The 19,742-nt window shown below is 72.6% G+C and carries 13 protein-coding genes; 11 read left to right on the forward strand and 2 right to left on the reverse strand.

The annotated features are described in order from the left end of the window. Positions 1–107 precede the first annotated feature (107 nt). From AC3A3J_RS02775 to AC3A3J_RS02820, 10 genes are all read left to right on the forward strand, one after another. Positions 108–1,493 (forward strand): serine hydrolase domain-containing protein, encoded by a 1,386-nt coding sequence (locus AC3A3J_RS02775; RefSeq protein WP_487670831.1) that lies wholly within the window; start codon positions 108–110, stop codon positions 1,491–1,493. A gap of 69 nt (positions 1,494–1,562) precedes the next feature. Beyond that, a complete protein-coding gene (locus AC3A3J_RS02780) occupies positions 1,563–3,146 on the forward strand; it encodes an ABC transporter substrate-binding protein (RefSeq protein WP_487670832.1) in 1,584 nt (527 codons plus the stop codon). 35 nt (positions 3,147–3,181) lie between these two features. Then, positions 3,182–4,180, forward strand: coding sequence for an ABC transporter permease (locus AC3A3J_RS02785; protein WP_487670833.1), 999 nt, complete (start codon positions 3,182–3,184; stop codon positions 4,178–4,180). 17 nt (positions 4,181–4,197) lie between these two features. After that, positions 4,198–6,003 carry a dipeptide/oligopeptide/nickel ABC transporter permease/ATP-binding protein gene (locus AC3A3J_RS02790; protein WP_487670834.1) on the forward strand — a complete coding sequence of 602 codons (1,806 nt, stop codon included), beginning with the start codon at positions 4,198–4,200 and terminating at the stop codon, positions 6,001–6,003. Beyond that, entirely contained in the window at positions 6,000–6,764 is a 765-nt protein-coding gene (locus AC3A3J_RS02795) for an ABC transporter ATP-binding protein (RefSeq protein ID WP_487670835.1), read from the forward strand. The genes AC3A3J_RS02790 and AC3A3J_RS02795 overlap by 4 nt, the downstream gene beginning before the upstream one ends. A gap of 16 nt (positions 6,765–6,780) precedes the next feature. Beyond that, the gene (locus AC3A3J_RS02800) at positions 6,781–10,176 is read left to right on the forward strand and encodes a serine hydrolase (protein WP_487670836.1); all 3,396 of its coding nucleotides are present in this window, start codon (positions 6,781–6,783) and stop codon (positions 10,174–10,176) included. Next, the gene (locus AC3A3J_RS02805; protein WP_487670837.1) at positions 10,173–11,315 is read left to right on the forward strand and encodes a M20/M25/M40 family metallo-hydrolase; all 1,143 of its coding nucleotides are present in this window, start codon (positions 10,173–10,175) and stop codon (positions 11,313–11,315) included. Before AC3A3J_RS02800 ends, AC3A3J_RS02805 begins: the two co-directional genes overlap by 4 nt. Next, positions 11,315–12,112: a GNAT family N-acetyltransferase gene (locus AC3A3J_RS02810; protein WP_487670838.1), complete on the forward strand. Its 798-nt coding sequence runs from the start codon at positions 11,315–11,317 to the stop codon at positions 12,110–12,112. The genes AC3A3J_RS02805 and AC3A3J_RS02810 overlap by 1 nt, the downstream gene beginning before the upstream one ends. Beyond that, entirely contained in the window at positions 12,109–13,221 is a 1,113-nt protein-coding gene (gene menC, locus AC3A3J_RS02815; RefSeq protein WP_487670839.1) for an o-succinylbenzoate synthase, read from the forward strand. The genes AC3A3J_RS02810 and menC overlap by 4 nt, the downstream gene beginning before the upstream one ends. 10 nt (positions 13,222–13,231) lie before the next feature. After that, positions 13,232–14,848: a PucR family transcriptional regulator gene (locus tag AC3A3J_RS02820; protein WP_487670840.1), complete on the forward strand. Its 1,617-nt coding sequence runs from the start codon at positions 13,232–13,234 to the stop codon at positions 14,846–14,848. A 75-nt stretch (positions 14,849–14,923) separates the two neighbouring features. On the opposite strand, the gene AC3A3J_RS02825 is transcribed toward AC3A3J_RS02820, so the two are convergent. Then, entirely contained in the window at positions 14,924–18,622 is a 3,699-nt protein-coding gene (locus AC3A3J_RS02825; RefSeq protein WP_487670841.1) for a phosphodiester glycosidase family protein, read from the reverse strand. A 383-nt stretch (positions 18,623–19,005) separates the two neighbouring features. On the opposite strand from AC3A3J_RS02825, the gene AC3A3J_RS02830 reads away from it, so the two are divergent. Further along, on the forward strand, positions 19,006–19,491 hold the full coding sequence (locus tag AC3A3J_RS02830; RefSeq protein WP_487670842.1) for a MarR family transcriptional regulator: 486 nt from the start codon (positions 19,006–19,008) through the stop codon (positions 19,489–19,491). A gap of 37 nt (positions 19,492–19,528) precedes the next feature. Here AC3A3J_RS02830 and AC3A3J_RS02835 read toward each other — a convergent pair whose 3' ends face one another. Next, positions 19,529–19,735, reverse strand: a complete 207-nt coding sequence (locus AC3A3J_RS02835; protein WP_487670843.1) for a hypothetical protein — start codon at positions 19,733–19,735, stop codon at positions 19,529–19,531. Between the last annotated feature and the right edge of the window lie 7 nt (positions 19,736–19,742).

Here is a 19,742-nt window from a genome sequence, read left to right on the forward strand (position 1 = left end):
CTGCGGCATCCGTGACACGGCCATTTGTCGGATACAACGAACGCATGTCGCTTCATTAGTGCAGAACCACACATCCACGCTGCGGCCCACGTCCCTACAGTGGGCGCATGTCCGACACCTCCGCCCTCGTCGACGAACTGCGCGCCACCCTCGCTCACCGCGCCGAGGCGAGGGGCGTGCCCGCGGCGGCGGTCGCCGTCGTCGTCGGGGACGAGATCGTCGAGCACGCCGTCGGGCTCCTCAGCACGGCCACCGGCGTCGACGCGACGACCGACTCCGTCTTCCAGATCGGCTCGATCACGAAGGTGTGGACCGCGACGCTGGTCATGCAGCTCGTCGACGACGGTCTCGTCGAGCTCGATGCGCCCATCACGCAGTACCTGCCCGAGCTGCGTTTGGCCGACGACACCGCCGCCGCCGCCATCACGGTGCGGCACCTGCTCAGCCACCGCTCGGGCTTCGAGGGCGACATCTTCACCGACACCGGTCGCGGTGACGATGCCGTCGAGAAGTACGTCGCGCTGCTCGCGGACGCCGCCCAGATCTTCGCCCCCGGGGCCCTGTTCTCGTACAGCAACGCCGGGTACGTCGTGCTCGGACGACTGATCGAGCGGATGCGCGACACCACGTGGGAGCAGGCGCTCGTCGAGCGCATCGCGGCGCCGCTGGGGCTCGGCACCGTATCGCCCAGCCCCTACGAGGCGATCCTGCACCGCGCGGCGGTCGGACACGTCGGCCCCGACGAGAACGGGGTGCAGACGCCCGCGCCGTTCTGGGCGCTCGCCCGATCGAACGAACCCGCCGGATCGATGCTCGCGATGTCGGCGCACGACCTCGCCGTCTTCGCGCGAGCGCACCTGCGCGACGGCGCCGCTCCCGAGGGCGGGAACATCCTCTCCCCGGCATCCGTCGCGGCCATGCGTCGCACCGAGGTGCGGCTGCCCCGCCTCGCCGGCATGGGGGCGGCCTGGGGGCTGGGATGGGAGATCGCCCGCGAGGGTGACGCGCTGCTCTTCGGGCACGACGGCAACACGGTGGGGCAGTCGTCGTTCCTGCGCATCGCCCCCGACGCCGGGGTCGCGGTCGTGCTGCTCACGAACGGCGGCGACGCCGCGGGACTCTTCCACGACGTGGTCGACCCGCTGCTGCGCGGTCTCGCCGGGCACGGGCTGCCCGAAGAGCCGGTCCCCGCCGACGACGCGACGGCCGACGGCGCGGATGCCTTCCTCGGGGTGTACGCGAACTCCACGGTCGAGATGGAAGTCGAGCGCGACGACGAGGGGCGCCTGTGGCTCGCGCAGCGCCCCCGCCCGGAGCTGCGGGCGCTGGGCGCCGAGCCCTCGCGCGACGAGCTCGTGCGCTTCTCGGACGACGCCCTCATCCTGCGCGAGCGCAAGGACGGCATGCACGTCGTTCTCGCGTTCCTCGAGCCGGACGACGACGGCCGCGCCTCCTTCCTCCACGTCGGGCGCGCGGTGGCGCGGTCGAGCTGAGTCCGTACCCCGGTTCCATCCCCCTGCAGTCAGCGGTCAGAGAGTCACCCCACACGCCAGGAGAAGGTCATGACAACGAAACGCAGTGCCTCCATCGCCGCCGTCTCGGCGGTCGTCCTCACCGCCGCACTCGCCGGGTGCGGCACCGGCGGGGGCGGTGACGGCGAACCCGTCGAGGGCGGGACGTTCACCCAGGTCTCGAGCGCCGACCCGGGCAACCTCGACCCGCAGATGTCGGCGGGCAGTGCGCTCTTCGACCTCAGCAAGCTCGCGTACGACACCCTCGTGAGCGTCGACGCCGACGGCGAGGTGCGCAGCCAGCTCGCGAAGGAGTGGAACGTCGAGGGCACGACTGCGACCCTCACCATGAACGACGGGATCACCTGCAGCGACGGCACCCCGTTCACCGCGAAGACCGCCGCCGACAACATCAACTGGGTCGCCGACCCCGAGAACCAGAGCCCGTTCCTCGGCGCGTTCCTCCCGCCGGGAGCATCCGCTGTCGCCACGGACGACACGGTCACGATCTCCCTCTCCTCGCCGGCCCCGTTCCTGCTGCTGGGCCTCTCGGGTCTGCCGATGGTCTGCGAGGCGGGGCTCACCGATCGGTCGGCGCTCGCCACGCAGACGATCGGCACCGGACCCTACGTGCTCACCGAGGCGGTGCCGAGCGACCGCTACACCTACGAGCTGCGCGACGAGTACGCCTGGGGCCCGGGCGGCGCGGGCGTCGACGAGGCCGGCATCCCCGCCGAGGTGGTCGTGCGCATCGTGTCGGACGGCACGACCGCGGCCAACCTGCTGCTGTCGGGCGAGGTCAACGCCGCCCAGCTCACGGGGCCGGACGCCGAGCGCGCCGAGGGCGCGAACCTGTTCTCGCGGCAGAACACCGCGATGGCCGGCGAGCAGTGGTACAACCACGCCGAGGGCCACCCCACCGCCGACCCCGCCGTGCGGATGGCGCTGACGCAGGCCGTCGACCTCGACGAGCTCGCCGGCGTCGTCACCGCGGGCAAGGGCGGACCGGCGACGTCGCTCGCCACCGTCGACCCGACCGTGTGCACCTACGACGCGGTCTCGGGAGCCGTTCCCGAGTTCGACGCGGATGCCGCCCGGAAGACTCTCGACGAGGCCGGGTGGGTCGAGGGCGCCGACGGCGTGCGCGAGAAGGACGGCGTGCCGCTGAGCCTCACGTTCCTCTACGACAACGACCTCGGCGCCGCGGGCGCCGCAGCCGCCGAACTGGCGATCTCGGCCTGGCAGGAGATTGGCGTCGAGGTCGACGGTCGCCAGCAGGAGGAGAGCGTGCTGCTCGAGGCGCTGTTCGGCACCGGAGCGTGGGACATCGGCTGGGTGACGCTGAGCGTGAACAGCCCCGACCAGGTCGTCGGCTTCGTCAGCGGACCGACCCCCGCCGAGGGCGGTTCGAACTTCTCGGGCATCCAGAACGAGGAGTACACCGCCGCGGTCGCCGAAGCCTCGCAGATGGACGGCGCCGAGGGATGCGACACCTGGAAGAAGGCCGAGACGGCGCTGTTCGAGGCGGCCGACCTCGTGCCCTTCGCGAACACCACGGTGTCGCTGTTCGGCAACGGGGCCGAGTTCGAATGGCTCGGCGTGATCGAGCCCACGAGCATCCGCCTGAAGGGCTGAGCGCCCTGGTCGGCGCGGGAATCGGAACGGATGACATGACCACGGTGACGACACGCCTCGCGGAGGAAGACGCGCGCGGGCTCAGCGACCATCGGTGGCTGCGCTTCGCGGCGCGGCGCCTCGGCCGACTCGTGGTGTCGCTGTGGATCCTCATCACGGCGTCGTTCCTCATGATCCACCTGGTGCCGGGCGACCCGATCCGCGCGGCGCTCGGCCCGACGGCATCCGCTGCGGTGGTGCAGGCGCGCCGGGAGTCGCTCGGTCTCGACGACCCGATCTGGCAGCAGTACCTGCACTACCTGGGCGGTGTGTTCACCGGCGACCTGGGGGTGTCGATCGGTTCGCAGCTGCCGGTGGCCGACACGATCGCCCAGCGCCTGCCGGCCACGCTGCTGCTCGCGGTGCTGGCGTTCGCGGTGGCGGTGCTCATCGCGCTGCCGCTGGGCATGGCCGTCGCGATCGCCACGCAGCGCGGCCGGGCGCGGGGGCTCGAGGTCGGCTTCAGCTCGTCGAGCGTGCTGCTCGGGTCGATCCCCGACTTCCTGCTGGGCGTCGCGCTGGTCGCGATCTTCGGTGTGCAGCTCGGGTGGCTGCCGGTCGCGGGTCGCGAGGGGCCGCTGTCGTACGTGCTGCCCGTGCTCGCCCTCGCGATCGGACCGGCCGCGATCCTCGCCCGCATCCTGCGCATCGAGGTGCTGACGGTGCTCGACGCCGACTTCGTGCGCACGGCGCAGGCCAAGCGCCTCCGGGCCTCGCGCATCGATATGCGCCACGTGCTGCCCAACGCGGTCACCGCCACGTTGACCCTGGGCGGGCTGCTGCTGAGCGGACTGGTGGCGGGCACCGTGCTCGTCGAGACGGTGTTCGCCTGGCCCGGTCTCGGGAGCACGATCGTCAGTTCGATCCAGGCCAAGGACTACCCGCTCGTGCAGGGCACGGTGCTCGTGTACGGCGTCGGGGTGCTGCTCGTGAACACCCTCGTCGACGCCGCGCTCGCGGTGCTCGATCCGCAGTCGACGGCGGCGGAGGGATGATGCGCACACTCACCCGCATGGCCCGCACCCCGCTCGGGGCGACCGCGCTCTCGCTGCTGGCCCTCGTGTTCGTCACCGCGATCGTCGCGCCGTGGCTCTGGGGAGCCCAGGCCGACGTCACCGACACCGGCGACCTGCTCGCGGGCCCGTCGGCCGAGCACTGGGTCGGTACCGACAACCTCGGCCGCGACCTGCTGCTGCGCACCCTCGTCGCCACCCGCCTCTCGGTGGTGCTCGCCCTGTCGGCGACGGCGGTGGCGGTGGGCGCGGGGATCCTCCTCGGCGTCGCCCCGCTACTGCTGGGGCGCACGCTGGGCCGGGCCGTGACCTGGTTCACCGGTATCGCGGTCGCCTTCCCCGGCCTGCTGCTCGCCCTCTTCTTCGCCGCGATCTTCGGCAGCACCGCGACGGCGGCGGTCTTCGCGATCGGTCTCGCCGGGGCGCCGTCGTTCGCCCGCCTGTGCCAGAACCTCATCGCCGGCATCGAGGCGCGCGACTTCATCGCGGCGGCGCGGGTGGGCGGCGTCGGACGCGTGCGGGTGCTCTTCCGCCACGTGCTGCCGAACATCGCCGAACCGCTGATCGTCAACGCCACGGTGGGCGCGGGCGGTGCGCTGCTCGCCTTCGCCGGACTCTCGTTCATCGGGCTGGGCGTGCAGCCGCCCGAGTACGACTGGGGCCGCCTGATGATGGACGGACTGCGCGGCATCTACAGCAACCCGCTCGCCGCGCTCGCGCCGGGCCTCGCGGTCGTCATCGCGGGGCTGGCGTTCAACCTCACCGGAGAGGCGGCGGCTCGCAGCCTCGGCATCGACGACGTCACCCTCACGGGCGCCCGGCGGGTGCGGCGCGGCCGCCGGCTGCCGGCTGCTCCGGCCCCGGCGCCCTCGACGTCGGATGCCGGCGACGACGCGGTGCTCGAGGTCGCTGACCTGCGGGTCGACATCCCCACGGCGGCGGGCGATGTGCACGCGGTGCGGGGGGTGAGCTTCGCGGTCGCGGCCGGCGAGATCGTCGGCATCGTCGGCGAGTCCGGGTCGGGCAAGTCGATGACGGCGCTCGCCGTCGCCAAGCTCGTGTCGGAGCCCGCGCGGGTGCAGGCGGGAACCCTGCGCTTTCTCGGCGAGGACCTGCAGGCGCCCGCCGGGCCGCGGATGCGTCGGATGCTGGGGACCTCGATGGCGATGGTCTTCCAGGACCCGATGTCGTCGTTCAACCCGACGATGCGTATGGGCGACCAGCTGGCCGAGGTCGCGGTGGAGCACGCAGGGATGCGACGTCGCGACGCGCTGCGCCGAGCCGTCGACCGACTCGCCGCCGTGCGCATCACCGCACCCGCGCGCCGCGCGCGCCAGTACCCGTACGAGTTCTCCGGCGGCATGCGGCAGCGCGCCATGATCGGGATGGGCCTCATGGTCTCGCCGCGCCTCATCATCGCCGACGAACCGACGACGGCCCTCGACGTCACCGTGCAGGCGCAGGTGCTCGACCTCCTGCGCGCGATCCGCGACGACGACGGCGCCGCCGTCCTGTTCATCAGCCACGACATCTCGGTGGTCGCCGAGCTCTGCGACCGCGTGCTCGTGATGCGCTCCGGCGAGATCGTCGAAGAGCTCGACGCGGCCGACCTCTCGTCGGCGCAGCATCCGTACACCCGCGCGCTGCTCGCCGCCGTTCCGCACATGGGCACCGACCTCGATCGGCCGCTCGCGACGCTCGCCTCGCTCACCGGAACGGATGCCGAACCGGCGCGGCAGCCGGAGGAGGCGACGGATGCCGTGCCCGACACGTTCCCCGACGCCCAGGAGGTGCGCAGCCGATGAGCGAGCTCCGCTTCGACGACGTGACCATCAGATACGGGCTCCGCCGTGCCGCCGTGACCGCGGTCGACCGGGTCTCGCTGGAGGTGCCGGAGGGCGGCGTCACCGGTGTGGTGGGCGAGTCGGGATCGGGCAAGTCGACTCTCGGCCGCGCGGCGGTCGGGCTGGTGCCCCTCAGCGGCGGCCGCATCCTGCTCGACGGCGCGCCGATCCCGAGCCGCGGTCCGCGCCCGCTGCAGATGGTGTTCCAGGACCCGTACTCGTCGCTCGACCCGCGCATGTCGGTCGGCGCCAGCATCGCCGAGATGATGCCGGCGTCGATGACGCGGCGGGAGCGCACGTCTGAGGTCGGACGCCTGCTCGAACTCGTGCACCTCGACGCCCGCCAGGCCGACCACCGGCCCGCGCGCTTCTCGGGCGGGCAGCGGCAGCGCATCGCGATCGCCCGCGCGCTGGCCGGACGCCCGAAGGTGCTCATCGCCGACGAGATCACGTCGGCGCTCGACGTGCTCATCCAGGGTGCGATCCTCAACCTGCTGCGCGAGCTGCAGGCCGAGGTGGGGTTCTCGATGCTCTTCATCTCGCACAACCTCGCCGTGGTCCGGTACGTCGCCTCGCAGATCGTGGTGATGCGCGACGGCCGGATCGTCGAGCAGGGCGACACCCTCGCGGTGCTCGACCACCCGCAGGCCGACTACACCCGGGAGCTGCTCGCGGCGATCCCGCGACCGATCCACTACACGCCCGACGCGCGCCGCGTCTGAACCGAAGGAGCACGCCGTGACCCGCAGAATGACCATCGACGACGTCCTGGCGCTGACCGTTCCGAGCCAGCCCGCCCTCGCTCCTTCCGGCGACCGCACGGTCTACGTGCTCTCCGGCGTCGACGTCGAGGCCGACGAGGCGACCCGCTCGCTGTGGATCGCCGACGACGACGGCGCCCGGCGCCTGACCCGGGGCACCACCGACTCCAGCCCGGCGTTCTCGCCCGACGGGAGCCAGGTCGCGTTCCTGCGCGACGGGCAGATCTGGACCCTGCCGGTCGGCGGGGGAGAGGCGCAGCGTCGCACCGACCTGCCGCTCGGCGCGGGGGCTCCGGTGTGGAGCCCCGACGGAGCGCGGATCGCGTTCACGGCGTCGGTCGCGCCGCCGGTCGCCCGAGGCGTGGATGCCGAGCGTCAGCGCGAGCACGGCCCCATTGCCACCGAGGCGATCGACTACCTCGTCGACGGGGCCTGGTTCACCCGCGGCGTGCAGGCTCAGCTCCACGTGCTCGACGTCGCGAGCGGCGAGGTGCGGCGGCTCACCGACGGCGTCGCGGGGGTGGACAGCCCCGCGTGGTCGCCCGACGGGAGCACGCTCGCCTACGTCGCTCGTCCGGCGGGATCCGACGAGCTCGCGTTCCGTTCGGCGGTGCACGCCGTCGACCCGCACGACCCCGCCGCCCGCCCGCGCGTGCTCGGCTTCGCGGAGGGCTTCGCCGGCACGGTCTCGTTCTCCCCCGACGGGTCGCAGCTGATCGTGATCGGCTGGGTCGGCGACCCCGACGGCCACGCGGGGCTCTTCCGGGTCGATCTCGACTCGGGCGACGTCAGCGATCTCGCGGGTGCGCTCGACCGCAACGTCATGCCCGGCGCCCCCGCCTACCCCGGCGCACTGCCGCAGGTCACCGCGAGCGGCGAGGTGCTGTTCGCGATCCGCGACCGCGGGGCGACCCACCTCTACGGGGTGCCCCTGACGGGCGGTGAGCCCCGCCTCGTGCACGGCGGCACCGACGAGGTGGTGAGCGGACTCTCGGTGGTCGGCGACCGCGCCGCGATCGCGCTGTCGACCCCCACCTCGTTCGGCGAGATCGTGCTGCTCGACGTGGCGGCGGGCACGTCGTCCGTGCTCACCGCGCACGGCGCCGCCCCGCACGATGCCGAGCTGTACGTGCGCGAGAGCCGCGAGTTCACGATCAGCGACGGCACCACCGTGCAGGCCTGGATCGTGCGCGACCCCGCGGCAGATGGGCCGACGCCGCTGCTCGTCGACGTGCACGGCGGCCCGCACAACGCCTGGAACGGCGCGGTCGACGAGATGCACGTCTTCCACCAGGAGCTCGCCGCACACGGCTGGACGATCGTGATGATCAACCCCCGCGGCAGTGACGGCTACGGCGAGGAGTTCTGGCGGGGCGTCAACGGGGCCTGGGGCGTGGCGGACGCGAAGGACTTCCTCGAACCGGTCGATCAGCTCGTGGCCGAGGGGATCGCCGATCCGGCGCGTCTCGCGGTGACCGGCTACAGCTACGGCGGGTACATGACCGCGTATCTCACGGGCCACGACGACCGCTTCGCCGCGGCGGTCGCGGGCGGCATCGTGGCCGACATGGTGAGCATGGGCGGCACGAGCGACGACGCGCATCTGCTCAACCTGTTCGAGATCGGGATCATGCCGTGGGAGTCGGCGGGCCGTGAGCGCCTGGCCGCGATGTCTCCCTACTCGGCGGTCGAGAACGTCACCACGCCCACGCTGGTGCTGCACGGCGAGAAGGACCTGCGCTGCCCTGTGCACCAGGCGCAGCAGTGGCACTACGCGCTGCGCGAGCGCGGCGTGCCCACCGAGCTCGTGCTGTATCCCGACGGCAGCCACGTGTTCCCGCTGCTCGGGCGCCCGAGTCACCGCGTCGACTACGCCCGCCGCGTCGTCGAGTGGGTCGAGCGCTTCGCCGGCAGCACGAACGGTGCGCGCCCCGCGGCGATCGACGCGGCGCACTGGCAGCACCGGCTCGATGAGCTGGCGAGGCTGCACGGTGTGCCGGGCGCGCAGCTCGGCATCCTGCGCTTCGACCCCGACGGGCGGGACGACATCGTCACCCTCGCCACGGGCACGCTCAACCGCAGCCTCCCCGAGCGCTCGGCCGAGGCGCTGCCGGACTCGGTGTTCCAGATCGGCTCGATCTCGAAGGTCTGGACGGCGACGGTCATCCTGCGGCTGGTCGAGCAGGGGCGCTTCACGCTCGACACCCCGGTGAAGCAGATCCTTCCCGATCTGCAGCTGGTGAACGACGAGCTCACCGACGGCGTCACGGTGCGGCACCTGCTCACCCACACGAGCGGCATCGACGGCGATGTGTTCACCGACACGGGCCGGGGCGACGACTGCCTCGAGAAGTACGTGGCGCTGTTCCCCGAGGTCGGCCAGAATCATCCCCTCGGCGCGACCTGGTCGTACTGCAACTCGGGCTTCGTGCTGCTCGGGCGCATCATCGAGCAGGTGACCGGCCAGGTGTGGGACACCGCGATGCGCGAACTGCTCTTCACCCCGCTCGGTCTCACCCACACGGTCACGCTGCCGGAGGAGGCGATCCTGTTCTCGGCGGCGGTCGGCCACGTCGACACCGGCGAGGAGACGATCGTGACCCCCGTGTGGCAGCTGCAGCGGTCGATGGGCCCGGCCGGTCTCATCACGGCGCGGGCGGCCGACGTGCTCGCCTTCGCCCGGCTGCATCTCGCCGGCGGGGTGACCGCCGACGGCACGCGGCTGCTCGACGAGGCGACGGTCGCCGACATGCAGGCCTTCCAGGCCGAGGTGCCCGACAAGCACGTGCTCGGCGACTCGTGGGGCCTCGGGTGGATCCGCTTCGACTGGAACGGCGAGCGGCTGTACGGTCACGACGGCAACACCTTCGGGCAGGCGGCGTTCCTGCGCGTGCACGCCGAATCGGGCGTCGCGGTGACCCTGCTCACCAACGGCGGGCACACCCGCGACCTGTACGAAGACCTCTACCGCGAGATCTTCGCCGAGCTCTCGGGGGTGCGCATGCAGGAGTCGGTGCAGCCGCCGACGCCGCCGGTCGACGTCGACATCACGCCGTACATCGGCACCTACGAGCGGGCATCCGTGCGCTCCGAGGTGTACGTGGGCGACGAGGGACCCGTGCTGCGCACCACCGTGCTCGGGCCGCTCGCCGAAGTCGAACCGAATCCGGTCGACGAGTACGCCCTCGTGCCCTACGCCCCCGGGGTATTCGCGCTGCGCGCGCCGGGCACGCAGACGTGGATGACGGCGACGTTCTACACGCTGCCCACCGGCGAGGAGTACATCCACTTCGGCGCCAGGGCCACCCCGAAGGTGTCGAGCGACGCGCCCGCGGTGTCGCATCCCGCCCCGACCGTGTCGAGCGGCGCATGAGCACGGCATCCGCGACGAGCGCCGACCGCCTCACCGAGGCGGCGATCGTCGACACCGTCAGACGGCTCGTGGAGTGCGAGTCGCCGTCGTCCGACGATGCGGCCGTGGCGAGGTCGGCCGACGTCGTCGCCGAGATCGGTCGCGCCCTGCTGGGGGCCGAGCCCGAACGCATCGTCGTCGACGGATGCTCGCATCTGCTCTGGCACTTCGGGCCCGAGACCCGCGTGCTGCTGCTCGCCCATCACGACACCGTGTGGCCGAACGGCACCCTCGGACGGCTGCCGTTCGCGGTCGAGGACGGGGTACTGCGGGGCCCCGGCTCGTTCGACATGAAGGCGGGGCTGGCCATGGCGTTCCACGCGCTGGCGGCGCTCGACGATCGCGAGGGCGTCACCCTGCTGGTCACCGGTGACGAGGAGATCGGATCGGCGCGGTCCCGGGAGCTGATCGAGAGCACCGCGCAGGGCGCCGCCGCCGTGCTCGTGCTCGAGGCGTCGGCCGACGGCGGGGCGTTGAAGGCCGCACGCAAGGGTGCGGCGATGTACGACATCGCGATCGACGGGCGCGCGGCGCACGCGGGACTCGAGCCCGAGAGCGGGGTGAACGCCACCGCGGCGCTCGCGGAGCTGGTGCTCGCCGCCCTCGCCCTCGCCGACGCCGAGACGGGCACCTCGGTCACCCCGACCACTGCGGCATCGGGCACGACGGGCAACACCGTGCCCGCCCGCGCCCACCTGCACGTCGACGCGCGCTCGTCGTCGGCCGCCGAGCTGAAGCGGGTCGACGGCGCCCTGCGCGCCTACCGCTCACCGGTCGACGGGGCACGTCTCACGATCGGCGGCGGCATCAACCGCCCGCCGCTCGAGCGCGCGATGTCGCGCGATCTGCTCGCGCTCGCCGTGCGCCTGGCCGACGGCCTGGGTCTCGACCCGGTGACCGCCGTCGAGGTGGGCGGCGGCAGCGACGGCAACTTCACCGCCGCCCTCGGCATCCCGACGCTCGACGGGCTCGGCGCCGTCGGCGGGGGCGCGCATGCCGACGACGAGCACGTCGTGGTGGCAGAGCTGCTGCCGCGCACCAGACTCCTGACCGCCCTGGTCACGGAGCTCATCGAATCGGAGGGGTCATGGTTCGGCTGATGCACGACGACACCGTCGCCACGCGCGCGCTGCTCGATGCCGAGCGCGCCGCCATGCTCGCGGGCGTCGACGTACGGGAACTGACGGGCGTGGCGGAGCAGGCCGACGCCATCGCACTGCTGTCGCGCATCTGGCAGCGCACCGCCGACAACCCGGCCGTGCCGCCGGAGCTGCTGCGGGCGTTGAGCAAGGCCGGCAGCTACGTGGGCGGCGCCTTCGCCGGGGGGATGCTCGTCGGCGTCGCGATCGCGTTCCACGCCGACCCCGAGCGTCACGCGCTGCACAGCCACATCACCGGCATCTCGCCCGAGTCGATCGGACGGTCGGTCGGCTTCGCGCTGAAGCAGCACCAGCGGGCATGGGCGCTCGGGCGCGGCATCGACGTGATCGAGTGGACGTTCGACCCCCTCGTCGCCCGCAACGCGTACTTCAACATCGTGAAGCTCGGCGCACGGCCGCAGGAGTACCTGGCCAACTTCTACGGCGCCATGACCGACGGGGTGAACGGCGACGACGAGACCGATCGGCTGCTGGTGAGCTGGTCGTTGCGCGACGAGGGCGTGGTCGACCGCGCCGCCGGGGTCGTGCCCGCGCCGATGGAGGCGCGCACCGGCGACGAACGGGTCGCCGTGCCCTCGGACATCACCCGCATCCGCCGCGAGGATCCGGCGGAGGCGCGCCGCTGGCGCCGCGACGTGCGCGAGAAGCTCACCGCCCTGCTCGACGCCGGATACTCCGTCGTCGGATTCGACCGCGCCGAGGGCTACCTCGTGCGCCCGCACGAGGAGAGTGCATGAAGCTCGAGGGAATCGAACTGCGCCGGGTGGCGATGCCGCTGGTGTCGCCGTTCCGCACATCGTTCGGCACGCAGACCGCGAAGGACATCCTGCTGGTCCGCGCCGTCACCGACCAGGCCGAGGGCTGGGGGGAGTGCGTCACCCTGCCCGACCCCGTCTACTCGGCCGAGTACACCGAGGGCGCGGTCGACATGCTGCGGCGCAACATCCTGCCCGCGCTCGCCGGGGTCGACCTCGCCGGCGCCCACATGGTCGGCGAACTGCTCGCCCCGTTCAAGGGCCACCGCATGGCGAAGGCCGCGGTCGAGATGGCGGTGCTCGACGCCGAGCTCCGCGCCGAGGGGCGCTCGTTCGCCCGCGAGCTCGGGGCCGTCCGCACGCAGGTGCCGTGCGGAGTGTCGGTCGGCATCATGGACGAGATCCCGCGGCTGCTCGACGCCGTCGACGGCTACCTCGCCGAGGGCTACGTGCGCATCAAGCTGAAGATCGAACCGGGGTGGGACATCGACGTCGTGCGCGCCGTGCGCGAGCGGTTCGGCGACGACGTGGGCCTGCAGGTCGACGCGAACACCGCCTACACGCTGCGCGACGCCCGCCATCTCGCGCAGCTCGACGCCTTCGACCTGCTGCTCATCGAGCAGCCGCTGGAGGAGGAGGACATCCTCGGGCACGCGGAGCTGGCACGGATGCTGCGCACGCCGATCTGCCTCGACGAATCGATCACCTCGGCTCAGACCGCCGCCCAGGCGCTGACGCTCGGGGCGACCAGCGTCATCAACATCAAGCCGGGCCGCGTGGGCGGCTACCTGGAGGCGCGGCGCATCCACGACCTCGCGGCGGCCCACGGCGTGCCCGTCTGGTGCGGGGGCATGGTCGAGTCGGGTCTCGGTCGCGCTGCGAACATCGCGCTCGCCGCCCTGCCGGGCTTCGTGCTGCCCGGCGACGTGTCGGCGAGCGACCGGTTCTACCGCACCGACCTCACCGAGCCGTGGGTCATGCGCGACGGGCACCTCGACGTGCCGCAGGGGCCGGGGCTGGGCGTGGCGCCGGTGCCCGAGATCCTCGACGAGCTCACGACGTGGACCGAGTGGATCCCGATGGGACATTAGGCTCGCCCGTATGAGCGGGCTGGCGCGATCGAGCTGGGGGAGGGTCTTCGACGATCTCGGCGTGACGCTGCTCGAGGTCGCGCACGGACGCATCGACGTCGATCGGCACATCGGCGGCGTCGTCATCCACGATCCGATCGACCCGCCCGTCTATCCGGCCGATGCCGTGGTGCTCGCGATCGCCGTGCACGATGCCGATGCGCTCGTCGGCCTCATCGAGACGGCGGGGTCGGCGGGTGCGGTCGCGGTGATCGCCCGCACCGTCGGCGGGCTGCCGGCATCGGTGCGCGAGGCCGCCGACCGGGCGGGCGTCGCCGTGCTGTCGCTCGCCCGCGGAGCCACCTGGACGCAGCTCGCCGCCCTGCTGCGCTCGCTCCTCGCCGAGGACGACGTCGGCCGCACTCCCGCCGAGTCGCTCGGCGGCGTGCCGTCGGGCGACCTGTTCGCCGTCGCGAACGCCATCGCCGCGATGCTCGACGCCCCGGTCACGATCGAGGATCGCTCGTCGCGCGTGCTCGCGTTCTCGGGCGGGCAGGAGCGGGCCGACCCGTCGCGCGTCGAGACCATCATCGGACGTCAGGTGCCCGACCGGTATGCGCGGGTGCTGACCGAGATGGGCGTGTTCCGCGACCTGTACCGCGACGACGCCCCGGTCGTCGTCGACCCCGTGAAACTCGGCGAGGGCGTCTCGACGCAGCGCGTGGCGATCGCGGTGCGTGCGGGCGACGAGGTGCTCGGGTCGATCTGGGCGGCGATGGACGGCCCGCTCACGCGCGAGCGCGATGTCACGCTGCGCGAGGCGACGAAGCTCGTCGCCCTGCATCTGCTGCGCATCCGCGCGGGCGCCGACGCGCAACGGCGCCTGCGCGCCGAGCTGGTCAGCCGCGCCGTCGACGGGGGTCCGGAGGCGCCGGACGCACTGGGTCGCCTCGGGCTGACCGCGCGCCGGGTCGCCGTCGCGGCCGCCGCGATCGTGACGCGGGGCGACGACGCGGCGGGTCACGAGGCGATCGCGGAGCGCGAGCGGCTCGCCGACGCGTTCGCCCTGCACCTGTCCGCGGTGCAGCCCGGTGCCGCTGTCGCGCTCGTGGGCGACACCGTCTACGGCATCCTGCCCGTCGACGACGCGCTCGCCGAGGAGCGCGCGCTGCGCCTGGCCGAGGACTTCCTCCGCCGCGTGGGCGACCGCATCCCCGCGGTGATCGGCATCGGGCGGCCGGCGTCGACGGCGGCCGAGATCGCCCGTTCGCGCGCCCAGGCGCATCGGGCGCTGCGGGTGCTCGTCGAGCATCCGGGCGAGCGCCAGGTCGCCCCGATCGCCGAGGTGCAGACCGCGTCGCTGCTGCTCGACCTCGAAGACCTGCGCCGGGCGCGCGGCGACGAGGTGCCCGATCCGCTCGCCCGGCTCGTGGCGTACGACGCCGAGCACGGCGCGCACCTGGTCGACACGCTGCGCGCGTGGCTCGATCACCTGGGCGACATCGCCGCTGCGGCCGCCTCGGCGTTCGTGCATCCGAACACGTTCCGCTACCGGCTGCGCCGTGTCGCCGAGGTGAGCGGACTCGACCTCGACGACCCGGATGCCCGGTTCGCGGCCATGCTCGAGATCCGCACGCTCCTGACCTGAGACGCGGCGCGCCCCGCATCGACGAGGCCCCGCCTCCGCCGGAGCGGAAGACGGGGCCTCGTGGAGGACCGCGCGTCAGACGAGGTCGTCGATCCCGGCGTCCGCCGTCTCGACCGCGGCACGGCGGCGCAGACGCATCGCCGCGAGGCCGCCGCCGGCGAGCAGCATCAGGATGCCGACCGTGACGACCCACGGAGCGATGCCGCCGCCGGTCACGCCGAGCTCGTCGTCGGATGCGGAGCCGTCGCCCGCACCGTCGGCACCGCCGCTCGACCCGCCACCCGTACCGGCACCGCCATCGCCGGCGCCGCCACCGGTCGACCCGTCACCTCCGGGGCCTTCGCCGCCGGGGCCGCCGTCGCCGCCGCCCGGAACGGTCGCATCCTCCGCGGCGAACGACACCGTCTCGCTGACGCCGTTGATCGAGAGCGTCACGCTGCCCGAGCCCTCTGCGAGCGCCGTCAGCACGTGCGAGGTGGGGTCGAGCGCGGCGATGCTGCCGGCCGGAGCATCCGTCGCCGCCCCGATGTGCACGCCGGCGGAGGCCGTCCAGCGGTAGCTCATCGGCCAGGCGACCGGCACCTCGTCCTGTCCGGGCTGGGCGATCGAGGGGGCCAGCGAGGCGGGCGCGCCGGGCTCGAGCGTCTCGGGGATCGCGTCGAAGCGGATCGCGTCGACGCGCGTCTGTACCTCGGCCTGCAACCAGGGCCCGGCGGCATCCGCCCACGCCCCGGCGGCCGGGTCGATGCCGAGCATCGTCCAGCCCGTGAACTGCCCGAAGGGGGCGCCGGCGGGCGCCTTGCCGGAGTTGCCGTTGATCAGGTACGGGATGCCGTCCTCCCGTGTGGCGTGGAAGACGCCCACGTGCGACCCCACGAAGGCGGCCGACTTGCCACTCGACTCGCGGAAGCGCTCCAGCCAGTCGCGCACGAGCGCCGCGTCGGACCGGTTGGCGAGCTGACTCGACTTCGTGGCGAGCGGGTCGTCGAGCGGATGGTGCTGCAGCAGCACCACGCCGGTGACCGCGGGGTCGGTCGCGGCATCCGCCAGAGCGTCGCGGAACATCTCGATCTGGTCGAACTTGCCCGACAGCGAGCCGGTCGACGAGTCGAGCATGATCAGGCGCGTGCCCTGCTGGTCGACGACGCGGTAGTTGGCGCCGAAGGCCTGCTGGAAGTTGGCGATGTCGCCGCCCATGATCTCGTGGTTGCCCGGCACGTAGTACCAGGGGAAGTCGGTGCCGGCCAGTTCCTCGTCGAGGATGCTGCGAGCCAGCGCGAAGTCGGCCGGAGCCGCCTCGTCGACGAAGTCGCCGTTGATGACGAGCACATCGGGGTCTGCCGCGACGATCTCCTGCAGGGCGCGACGGGCCCCCGCGACGAGGTCGCTGTCGGGGTTGCGAGCCACGAACTGCGCGTCGCTCATGACCGCCACCCGCAGGGGGGAGGCGTCGGTCGCGCCATCGGCGGCGATGATCGGATCGGGCACGACGGCCGTCGGCGGCATCTCGACGTCGGGCGCCACCGCGACCGCGAGCGAGCTGATCGTGATGCCGCCCGTGTACTGCGCTCCGGCCTTCGTCTCCATGAGGCGGAACCGCTGGAACGTGAGCGGGTACTGCACGCCGGCCGGCACCGTGAACTCGGCCTGACGCCACCCGGTCCAGGTGACCTCGGGGCCGTCGAGGTTCGACGTCGTGCCGTTCGCCTGGCGGAACTGCAGGCGCGGCCACGCGCCCTTGCCGTCGCCTTCGATCCACATCGTCAGCTTCTGCGGTTGACCGGGCAGCACCACGCCGCCGTTCGGCGCGACCGCGTACTGGCCGCGCGTCGCGGTCGACTGCGTGAAGTCGTAGCGCAGGGCGAGGCCGTTGTCGCCCTCGTGGCCCGGCGCGGGCGAGACCGAGCCCCCGGGAGCGCGGTCGTTCGCGGAGGTCCACTGCGCGGCATCCGCCAGGTCGGCGAAGAGGATCTCGTTCAGTCCGACCGTGGCCGGCACCGTGACCGTGTGGCCCGCGACCGTGAAGGTCAGCGAGGCGCTGCCCAGGTCGCCGAGCGCGCGCACCTCGAAGGTGCCGTCGGTGTGCGGGGTGAACGACAGCAGCGACGCGTCGGCGCCGCCGATCTCGACGTCGGCGGGGTCGATCGGGGCCTGGAAGCCGTTCGCGTCGTGACCGGTGATGGTCAGCACGCGGGCGTCGTCGCGGCCGGCGAGGGCGAGCAGGCCGGTCGATGCGGTGACACGGGTGAGCGGGCCGAGCACCTGCAGCGCACGCTCGCCCGTGGCCGACCCGTGCGTCGCCGTGACGGCGGCGGCGCCCGGCGCGACGCCGGTCACCGTGGCGGATGCTCCGTCGGCCGTGACGGTGGCACCGCCGGTCGCCGACCACTGGGGGGCGACGACATCCGCCGCCGAGCCGTTCTCGGTCACGCCGACTGCGTCGATGCGACGGTGCAGGCCGGGGAACACCCGCCACGCGTCGTCGACGTCGATGCCGGTGCGCAGGTCGAAGCTCGCCGGTGCGCTCGAACCGGGGGTGCGCAGGAAGATGCCGAGGCCGTTCGCATCGCTGCGCTCGTAGCCGTCGGACGGTGCGTTGAGCACACTCGCGTCGGCGTCGCCGGGCTGACGGGCGTTCATCTGCGACGAGCCGCCGCCGTCGAGGTTCAGCGCGTCCCACGCGCCGAGGTCGAGCATCAGCTGCCCGAGCTCGGGCACCGTGAGCCCGGGCACGGTGCTCTGGCGTCCGTCGGCGACCACGAAGTACGCGGTGGTGCCGTCGGCCGAGAAGCCGACGCCGGTGCGCGGGTGACGCAGGCGCGACAGGTCGGACACGGCCTCGCCGAGCTCGCCGTCGTCGAGCATGAGCGGCTCGGACGACGCGTGGCCGCCGACGGCGGCGGCGAGGTCGACGGCCTCGGGGTTGAGGGTGTACGACACCGCGACCGGGTCACCGGCCTGCAGCGCCGAGAGAGCGTCGGCGGCGGCGCCGGGGGCGGCCACCACGGCCTGCACGCCGTCGGCCAGCAGCTCCGCTCCGGGTGCCTGCGCGGTACGGGTGACCGTGCCGTCCGCGCCGACGAGCACCTCGACCCCGGTCTGTCCGGTCGGGATGCTGCGGCCGCGGTTGCCGGTGCCCCAGTGCGCGTTGTACACGACGACGCTGTCGGCCTCGCCGGTCACGCGGTTGATGCCCGCGAGACGCAACGCGCCGGACGGCAGGGTGACGGTTCCTTCGAGGAAGACCTCGACGATGCCGCCGAGGCCCGCGTCGGTGAACCCGGCCACGTTGTTGCGCGAGACCTCGGGCGACTTCAGCAGCCCGTCGTCGCGGCTGATCGCGGTGCCGAGGGGAGCGGAGGAGTTGTTGATGTCGAAGAAGTCGCCGTTCACGCCGGCGATGGCGCCGGAGCCGTCGACGAACTCGCTGACGGTGCCCGGGTCGGTCAGCGCGTCGTTGCCGATGTAGTCGACCTCGAGGTTCGAGTCGGCGAGCTGCACGCGCAGCACGTGCAGCAGCTGGCGTCCGTCGGGGCCGAGGCGCTCGAACTCGATCTGGTCGAGACCGGGAGCCAGGCGGGTGTGCTCGACGTCGTCGACGACGTAGGCGCCGCGGCCGTCGAGCACCATGCCGTCGATCACGGTGGGGTCGTCGAACGCCTGGGCGGTGACGGGCTGCGAGAGGGTGCCGACGAGGGCGAGCGAGCAGGCGGCCGCGAGGAGCGCGGTCAGACGGGGGGCGCGGGCGCGCGCGGGAGCATGTCGAGTGGGCATGGTCTTCCTGAGACGAGGTCGGGGGACGACCTCAGCCTGGGCAGGGGGAGTTAACGCGCGGCGCCTGCGCGGTGAATCGTCGATGACCGGTTGTACAAAATATCTGCCGCTTGGGCATCGACTGTAGCTTTGTTTCACCCGAGAGGGAATGACGAGAACCGCATCCGTCGTGGAACTTTTTTCGCGTACTGTCCGAATATCTAGTTAGACTAGTAACCCAACTCGCCGCCGATCCTCGCGATCCGAGCGCTTCGGCGGCCCACCGCGTGAAGGAGCCTGGATATGTCTCAGCAGAACCAGATCAGCCCGGAGGGCGACGAGATCATCGAGCCGCGCGCCGAGTTCGGCCAGTGGCTCCAGGTCATCAATCACGGGGACTGACCGTGAGTACTGCCGAGGCGGAGTCGGCGATCTGGACCGCCGTCGACGACAGCCGCGCGCTCGACGTCGTGAAGGCCGTGGAACGCGTGCGCCTCGCGGAGGACCAGCTCGCCCGTCGCCGTCAGGCGGCGTGCGGACCGAGCCCGCTGCTGCGCGAGATCACCCGACTCATCGCCGAGGCCGATGACCGCCACGAGGCCCTCACTCCCGGCGACCTCGCCAAAGAGCTGAAGGTCACGACGGCGGCGATCGCGCAGGCGATCGACAAGCTCGAGACCGCCCGCATCATCACGACCCAGCGCAATCCCTCCGACAGCCGATCGAAGTTCCTCGTGCCGTTGCGGCGCATCGATCCGGCCGAGGGCCTGGATTCCACGGCGCTGGCGATGCTCGAGTACGCCGCGAACCTCCCCCCGGCCGAGGCCGAGGTCGTGCAGGGGTTCCTCGAGCAGCTCGCCGACCACCTCACCCGCGAGTGCCGCGGCTGAGGGCGGTCGTTCTGCTCTTCTCCGGCGGTCGGAGCGCTCAGCGCGACGTCGGCGGCAGCTTGTCGACGCCGTGGCGGTGGGGCTTGTCGGGCTCGGCCGCCGTCTCGGGGGAGGCGGCCGAGCGTCCGGCCGGCGCCTCCGAGGTCGGGTAGCTCGGCTCCTCGACCTCCACCGCCTTGTCGCGCTCGTCCTGCGGAGGCAGGTGGTCGAGGGGCTGCGTGATGTCATCCGGGTGGTGGCTCATGCCCCCA

The sequence above is a fragment of the Microbacterium sp. Soil_N32 genome (assembly GCF_057655505.1).

Excerpts from the sequence above, each read along its gene's own strand:
- AC3A3J_RS02820 (WP_487670840.1), top strand. The coding sequence starts at position 13,232 with ATGAGCGGGCTGGCGCGATCGAGCTGGGGGAGGGTCTTCGACGATCTC.
- AC3A3J_RS02810 (WP_487670838.1), top strand. The coding sequence starts at position 11,315 with ATGCACGACGACACCGTCGCCACGCGCGCGCTGCTCGATGCCGAGCGC.
- AC3A3J_RS02835 (WP_487670843.1), bottom strand. The coding sequence starts at position 19,735 with ATGAGCCACCACCCGGATGACATCACGCAGCCCCTCGACCACCTGCCT.
- AC3A3J_RS02780 (WP_487670832.1), top strand. The coding sequence starts at position 1,563 with ATGACAACGAAACGCAGTGCCTCCATCGCCGCCGTCTCGGCGGTCGTC.
- AC3A3J_RS02785 (WP_487670833.1), top strand. The coding sequence starts at position 3,182 with ATGACCACGGTGACGACACGCCTCGCGGAGGAAGACGCGCGCGGGCTC.
- AC3A3J_RS02790 (WP_487670834.1), top strand. The coding sequence starts at position 4,198 with ATGGCCCGCACCCCGCTCGGGGCGACCGCGCTCTCGCTGCTGGCCCTC.
- AC3A3J_RS02805 (WP_487670837.1), top strand. The coding sequence starts at position 10,173 with ATGAGCACGGCATCCGCGACGAGCGCCGACCGCCTCACCGAGGCGGCG.
- AC3A3J_RS02775 (WP_487670831.1), top strand. The coding sequence starts at position 108 with ATGTCCGACACCTCCGCCCTCGTCGACGAACTGCGCGCCACCCTCGCT.
- AC3A3J_RS02825 (WP_487670841.1), bottom strand. The coding sequence starts at position 18,622 with ATGCCCACTCGACATGCTCCCGCGCGCGCCCGCGCCCCCCGTCTGACC.
- menC (WP_487670839.1), top strand. The coding sequence starts at position 12,109 with ATGAAGCTCGAGGGAATCGAACTGCGCCGGGTGGCGATGCCGCTGGTG.
- AC3A3J_RS02795 (WP_487670835.1), top strand. The coding sequence starts at position 6,000 with ATGAGCGAGCTCCGCTTCGACGACGTGACCATCAGATACGGGCTCCGC.